General features: G+C 64.3%; 7 protein-coding genes. 6 read left to right on the top strand and 1 reads right to left on the bottom strand.

Going from position 1 to position 6,464, the window contains the following annotated elements; translation table 11 throughout:
• Nucleotides 1-82: 82 nt before the first annotated feature.
• The 4 genes from ABX74_RS26605 to ABX74_RS26620 are packed head-to-tail and all read left to right on the top strand — an operon-like array spanning nt 83 to nt 3,920.
• Nucleotides 83-901, top strand: a complete 819-nt coding sequence (locus ABX74_RS26605; RefSeq protein WP_003944751.1) for an NUDIX hydrolase — start codon at nt 83-85, stop codon at nt 899-901.
• A gap of 10 nt (nt 902-911) precedes the next feature.
• On the top strand, nt 912-1,691 hold the full coding sequence (locus ABX74_RS26610) for an enoyl-CoA hydratase/isomerase family protein (RefSeq protein ID WP_003944701.1): 780 nt from the start codon (nt 912-914) through the stop codon (nt 1,689-1,691).
• Nucleotides 1,692-1,744: 53 nt separating this feature from the next.
• On the top strand, nt 1,745-2,761 hold the full coding sequence (locus tag ABX74_RS26615) for a class I SAM-dependent methyltransferase (RefSeq protein WP_003944733.1): 1,017 nt from the start codon (nt 1,745-1,747) through the stop codon (nt 2,759-2,761).
• Nucleotide 2,762: 1 nt separating this feature from the next.
• Nucleotides 2,763-3,920, top strand: coding sequence for a THUMP-like domain-containing protein (locus ABX74_RS26620; protein ID WP_047890088.1), 1,158 nt, complete (start codon nt 2,763-2,765; stop codon nt 3,918-3,920).
• Between the two features lies 1 nt (nt 3,921).
• On the opposite strand, the gene ABX74_RS26625 is transcribed toward ABX74_RS26620, so the two are convergent.
• Nucleotides 3,922-5,229 (bottom strand): PQQ-binding-like beta-propeller repeat protein, encoded by a 1,308-nt coding sequence (locus ABX74_RS26625; RefSeq protein ID WP_007729417.1) that lies wholly within the window; start codon nt 5,227-5,229, stop codon nt 3,922-3,924.
• 137 nt (nt 5,230-5,366) lie between these two features.
• Here ABX74_RS26625 and ABX74_RS26630 point away from each other — a divergent pair, with 137 nt between their 5' ends.
• Nucleotides 5,367-6,131, top strand: a complete 765-nt coding sequence (locus tag ABX74_RS26630) for an acyltransferase (protein WP_020907241.1) — start codon at nt 5,367-5,369, stop codon at nt 6,129-6,131.
• Nucleotides 6,132-6,228: 97 nt separating this feature from the next.
• The coding region (locus tag ABX74_RS26635; RefSeq protein WP_047890089.1) for a maleylpyruvate isomerase N-terminal domain-containing protein at nt 6,229-6,464 on the top strand (236 nt) is incomplete at its 3' end.

Below are 6,464 nucleotides of genomic sequence, written 5' to 3' on the forward strand. Positions count from 1 at the left end.
GGCCGTCCGGGGCTCATCGCGCGTGAGCTTCAGTGGGACCTGAAATGCGGCCCAGATCACAGATCGCGTAGGTTCGCGAAGCATGGCTAACGAGAATGCAAACGCTGTCCCCGAGCCCAAGGATGCGTCGACCGTCATCTTGGTGCGCGATGCCGAATCCGGGATCGAGATCTTCCTGCTTCAACGAGTACAGGGGATGGCGTTTGCCGGGGGCATGACGGTCTTCCCCGGCGGAGGCGTCGACAAGTCCGATGCGACGGCAGAGGTCGAGTGGGCCGGACCGTCGGTCGAGTGGTGGGCCGAGCGGTTCAGCACGGACGTGGCTCGGGCGAAGGCTCTCGTCTTGGCTGCGGTGCGGGAAACGTTCGAGGAGTGCGGCGTCCTACTCGCCGGACCGACCGCGGACACCGTCGTCGCGGACACGGCCGGCTACGCCCAGGACCGAGTAGCTCTCGAAAAGCACGAGCTGTCGTTCAGCGATTTCCTGAAGAAGGAGAACCTGGTCCTGCGAACGGATCTGCTGCGGCCGTGGGCGAACTGGATCACGCCGGTGGGCGAGACCCGCCGCTACGACACGCGCTTCTTCGTCGCAGCGTCACCGACCGGACAGATCGCGGACGGGGTCACCTCCGAGGCCGCCGAGGTGCGTTGGCAGAGCCCGCAGGACGCGCTGGCGCATTGGCGGGAGGGTGGCAGCATCCTGTTGCCGCCGACGTGGAGTCAGCTGACCGAATTGGCCAAGTTCAGTTCGGTGGCGGAGATACTCGCAGCCGAGCCGGAGATTCCCGTCATCCTGCCTACGTTGATCACCGACGAGGAGACTCTGCGCGTCGAGTTCCCGAATCAGGACGGTTACTACGTCGCCGGGCCGCATCCGTGGTCGGTCAAGGCGGCAAAGTAACCTCTCGATCATGGCTGAATTTGTGACTCTCGAGGTTTCCGAAGGCATCGGCACCATCCGTCTGGCGCGCCCGCCCATGAACGCTCTGAACCGTCAGGTCCAGGACGAGTTGGCTGCTGCCGCACACGCTGCGACCGTCGACAAGGCAGTCAAGGCCGTCATCGTCTACGGCGGCGAGAAAGTCTTCGCAGCCGGTGCCGACGTCAAGGAAATGGCCGAGATGGATTACGGCCAGATACGTGACGCCATCGGTGGCATGCAGGCCGGGCTCGGCGCCGTGGCGTCCATCCCGAAGCCGACCGTTGCCGCGATCACCGGATACGCACTCGGTGGCGGACTCGAAGTTGCACTCTCGGCCGATCGCCGGATCGTCGGAGACAACGCCAAGCTCGGAGTTCCGGAGATTCTGCTCGGAATCATTCCCGGTGGCGGCGGAACGCAGCGCCTGGCTCGTCTGATCGGACCGGCCAAGGCCAAGGATCTGGTCTTCACCGGCCGTTTCGTCGGGGCTGACGAGGCGTTGGCCATCGGTTTGGTCGACGAGGTCGTCGCTCCCGACGACGTGTACACCGCCGCTCGCACGTGGGCCTCGCAGTTCGTCGGGGGAGCGTCACGTGCGTTGGCTGCTGCCAAGGCAGCCATCGACGAGGGTCTGAACACCGACCTGGAATCCGGGCTCAAGATCGAGCAGCATCTGTTCGCCGGATTGTTCGCGACCAAGGATCAGGCGATCGGCATGGAGTCGTTCATCGCCAACGGTCCGGGCAAGGCCGAGTTCACGGGCGAGTAGGCTCCCCTAAACTAGAACTTGTTCATCTCTTACCAGCGAGTAGGATAGCCGCCATGACAGCCAGCCCGAATGACGACGCAACCGTCACGCCGCCCGCCGCTACCGACACCTCGGTAGTCGACCCCGCGCCGCGGCCGCACGCCACGGCCGAAGAGGTCGAGGCCGCTCGTAAGGACACCAAGCTCGCCCAGGTGCTCTACCACGACTGGGAAGCCGAAACCTACGACGACAAGTGGTCCATCTCGTACGACGAGCGCTGCATCGACTACGCACGTGGTCGTTTCGACGCCGTCGCGGGCGATCAGCCGCTCCCGTACGAGCGCGCCCTCGAACTCGGTTGCGGCACCGGATTCTTCCTCCTGAACCTGATGCAGGGTGGAGTCGCCAAGACCGGTTCGGTCACCGACCTCTCGCCCGGCATGGTCAAGGTCGCACTGCGCAATGCAGAAAGCCTCGGCCTTCCGGTCGACGGCCGTGTTGCCGATGCCGAGACCATTCCGTACGAGGACAACACCTTCGACCTGGTCGTCGGCCACGCCGTGCTGCACCACATTCCCGACGTCGAGAAGTCGCTGCGCGAGGTCCTTCGTGTCCTCAAGCCCGGCGGCCGTTTCGTCTTCGCCGGTGAGCCCACGACTGTCGGTAACTTCTACGCCCGCTGGCTCGGCCGCGCGACGTGGGAAGCAACCACACGCGTGACCAAGCTGCCGTTCCTGGCAGATTGGCGTCGCCCGCAGGAAGAGCTCGACGAGTCCTCTCGCGCAGCAGCGCTCGAAGCAGTCGTCGACATCCACACGTTCGACCCCACCGACCTCGAGAACATGGCGAAGTCCGCGGGAGCCGATCAGGTCCACGCTGCCACCGAGGAATTCGCCGCGGCGCTTCTCGGATGGCCGGTCCGTACCTTCGAAGCAGCTGTTCCGCCGGAGAAGCTCGGTTGGGGCTGGGGACGTTTCGCTTTCGGTGGTTGGAAGACGCTCAGCTGGGTCGACGAGAAGGTGCTCCGCCACGTCGTTCCTCGCGGATTCTTCTACAACGTCATGATCACCGGCGTGAAGCCCGGCAACTGAATTGGGTTATGACTTCACCCTCGGCGACGTCGACTATCTCGGAAGTGATTCCGGCGTAGCTGCCTTGGCCGAGGTGGATCAGCTCGAACTGTCCACGCGTACGCGTCTGGCCGACATCGGCCGGGCGCGTACGCGTTTCGGTGATCACATGCCTGCGCTCGTGGACACCGTCCTGCTTCGACGCAAGGCCGCTTCGAAACTGCCCGGCAGTGATCAGTGGTTGTTCACGGACGACGCGATGCAGCAGGCCACTCCCGGTGTTGTGGCGGCGCACCGCGCGCAGCGTCTGATCGGGCGCGACATCCACGACGTGACGTGCTCAATCGGCGCCGAACTGCATGCCTTGACCGGAGTTGCGCATCGCGTGATCGGCAGCGACATCGATTCCGTTCGCCTGGCGATGGCACAGCGCAATGTGCCGAGCGCAGCGTTGTTGCGGGCCGACGCGCTCCGCCCGACGACACGCGACACCGTCGTACTGGCGGACCCCGCCCGGCGATCGGGCGGTCGCCGCACTCACGATCCGGCAGCGTTGATGCCACCTCTACCGGACCTCATCGAGGCGTACTCCGGCCGTGATCTCGCGGTGAAGTGTGCTCCCGGACTCGATTTCGACAATCTGGGCTGGGACGGGGAAGTCGAGGTCGTCTCGCTCGACGGCGGCGTCAAGGAAGCATGCCTGTGGTCGACGGGACTGGCCGAGTCCGGCATCACGCGTCGAGCTTCGGTGCTTCGCTCCGACGGGAGCGGGTGGGCGATCACCGACGCCGAGGACGACGTGATTCCGGAGCAAGCTCCGGGGGAGTGGATCATCGACCCGGACGGAGCGGTAGTGCGCGCAGGCCTCGTGCGCCACTACGCGGCCAGACACGGCCTCTGGCAGCTCGATCCACGCATCGCTTATCTGACCGGTGACAGCGTCCCTGAGGGAGTTCGCGGATTCCGGATCCTCGAGCAGATCAAGTACTCGGAGAAACTGCTCAAACAGACACTGTCCAAGCGGGACTGCGGTGTGGCCGAAATTTTGGTGCGAGGAGTCGACGTGGACCCGGCAGTGCTGCGTCCACGGCTCAAGCTCAAGGGCTCGCTTGCACTGAGCGTCGTGATCGTGCGGATCGGACGATCGGCGTCGGCCTTCATCTGTGAGGCGTCCCGCTAGCTCACTTGAAGACGAACAGCTCACCGATTGCGCTGGGCGTCAACACTTCGCCCTTGGGGCCGATCGAGGTGCCGACGGTGAAGCCGACTGCTCCCGGCAACGTGTCCTGATCCACCGTCTCACCGGTTTCGGTGTCGAAGGTGATCAGGCTCAGTCCGTTCTCACCCTCACGGACGACGGTGTATCCGGTGTTGCCGGCGGTCTGCGCCGGAACACCCAGTTGCAGAAGGTCTTTACGTTCCCAGGCCAGTTCGGCGTGATCTCCCTCGTCGCGCACGGCAAGGAGGTGGCCCTTGTCGCCGCCGGCGGGAATGATCAAACCGTCGTCGGACGTCGAGGCACTACCGGCCGAGTTGAAGCCGATGTCGTAACTCCACCTGGTGTCACCGGTTTCGGCGTTCACTGCCCAGAGAGATCCGTTGTTGTCGGTGGCGTAGACGGTCTTGCCGTCCTTCGACAGGTCCGGGCTCGACGCCGTTCCACCGGGAAGCGCGTCGGTGGACCACTCGCGGGTGATGGACGGATTGTCGCCGCCCGTGTACTTCATGGCGACCAGATCGGCTGCCTGAGAACTGGGTCCGTAGAAGGTGAAGTAGAACTTGCCGGTGCCCAGGTCCACTGCCGGCGTATTGGCCACCGGGCAGCCGGACGTGCCGAGGAAGCACTCGTTCAAACCCTTGTTGTCGGGAATGAGTTCTGCATTTGCGCCCTGGTCGATCGACGGCGGCGGGATCAGGTCGAACGACGGAACCACTTTGGCGCCGGTCTGCGGGTCGAGCACGTTGATCTGACCCAATTGGGTGATGAACAACAGGTTTCCGTCGCCGGTGAACTGCGACGAGAGAGGAGTGCCCACAACGAGCGTGCGCCAACGCAATTGACCAGTCTCGGTGAAGGACATCATCGCGCCGCTCTCACCGACGTAGACATTGGTGGCCGTGTCGACGATGGGCGTGGACGCGACTACTCCGTCGTTGAGTCGAGCGCACCACTTCTTGCGACCCGTATCCATCTGGAACGAGAAGAGATTGCAGCCGTTCTCGGTGCGGGCGGTGACGAAGCTCTGGCCGTTCGCGGCCACCGAGGCGTACGCGGCAACCGGACCGCCGAGAGGGCGTGACCATGCGAACTCGACATCGCGTGATCCGGTGACCGGGCTCGTGTCGCTGTTGCGGGCGTCGGCATGCATGGCCGGCCAACCCGCCGACGCGTACCGGTCCACCCGTCCGTCGTCGCTGCCGCAACCGGCGATCAGGGCCGCAGCGATCGCCGTCGACACCATCACGGACGACCGTAGGACCCGCCGCATCACAATCTCCCTGCCTTCACTTGATCAAGAGCCCTCGGTAACTGCACAAGCCCGGACCAGAGACTATCCCGACCGGGGCGACGTGACGGGGCACACCCCGAGGGTCGGTGAGTCGGCCCCACGTAGGCTGAACACTCATGACGAGCATGTGGGGCGCACCGTTGCGCACTCGATGGCGGGGATCACGCCGAGGCGACAGCGATCAGGCCAAGTTCTTGACGGTCGATTCCCTCAAATGGGTTCTGGCGAACAAGGCGTACACACCCTGGTATCTGGTGCGGTACTACCGTCTCGCCAAGTTCAAGATGGCCAACCCGCACGTGATCCTGCGCGGCATGGTGTTCCTCGGCAAGAACGTCGAAATCCATTCGACCCCCGACCTGTCCCGCCTCGAGATCGGGCGCTGGGTACACATCGGCGACGGCAACGCGATCCGTTGCCACGAAGGTTCGCTGCGCATCGGCGACAAGGTCGTCTTCGGCAAGGACAACGTCGTCAACACCTACCTCGACATCGAAATCGGTGCGTCGACGCTCGTAGCCGACTGGTGCTACATCTGCGACTTCGACCACCGCATGGACGACATCAACACACCGATCAAGGACCAGGGCATCGTCAAGGGCCCCGTCCGTATCGGCCCGGACACCTGGGTGGCAGCGAAGGTCACCGTGCTGCGAAATACCCGCGTCGGACGCGGTTGTGTCCTCGGGGCGCACGCCGTCGTCAAGGGAGACATCCCGGACTACAGCATCGCGGTCGGCTCGCCTGCGAAGGCGGTCAAGAACCGCAAGTCCGATTGGGAAGCCGGCGCAGCCGATCGTGCAAAGTACATCGCGGCACTCGAGGACATCGCACGCAAGAAGGCTGCTGCGGACGCTGCCGACGCGTCGTCGGCGTCGTAGCTCACTTTTTGGCAGAACCAGCGATTACTTTCGGCGCCGCCACCGGTCTGTATCGGTATCGGCGCCGAAAGTCTGCGCCGGTGAAAGGAGTGCCGACATGAGCGAACAGACACCCGAATGGGTCGTGGCGCAGCGCCGCGAACTGGTGGGATTTCTCGAAGGCCTGAGCGAGGAGCAGTGGAACGCGCCGACCCTGTGCGACGGGTGGCGGGTCCGCGAAGTGATCGCGCACATCACCATGCCCTACCGATACTCGGCGCCGCGATTCGTCGTGGAAATGGTCAAGTCACGCGGAAACTTCAACAAGATGTCGAATCGGCGAGCGCTCGCCGA

Source organism: Rhodococcus sp. ARP2 (assembly GCF_001029585.1).
Classification (GTDB): Bacteria; Actinomycetota; Actinomycetes; order Mycobacteriales; family Mycobacteriaceae; genus Rhodococcus_F; species Rhodococcus_F erythropolis.

Bases quoted from the DNA above. Each gene is read 5' to 3' on its own strand.
- ABX74_RS26610 (WP_003944701.1), top strand. From the start codon at position 912: ATGGCTGAATTTGTGACTCTCGAGGTTTCCGAAGGCATCGGCACCATC.
- ABX74_RS26605 (WP_003944751.1), top strand. From the start codon at position 83: ATGGCTAACGAGAATGCAAACGCTGTCCCCGAGCCCAAGGATGCGTCG.
- ABX74_RS26630 (WP_020907241.1), top strand. From the start codon at position 5,367: ATGACGAGCATGTGGGGCGCACCGTTGCGCACTCGATGGCGGGGATCA.
- ABX74_RS26615 (WP_003944733.1), top strand. From the start codon at position 1,745: ATGACAGCCAGCCCGAATGACGACGCAACCGTCACGCCGCCCGCCGCT.
- ABX74_RS26625 (WP_007729417.1), bottom strand. From the start codon at position 5,229: ATGCGGCGGGTCCTACGGTCGTCCGTGATGGTGTCGACGGCGATCGCT.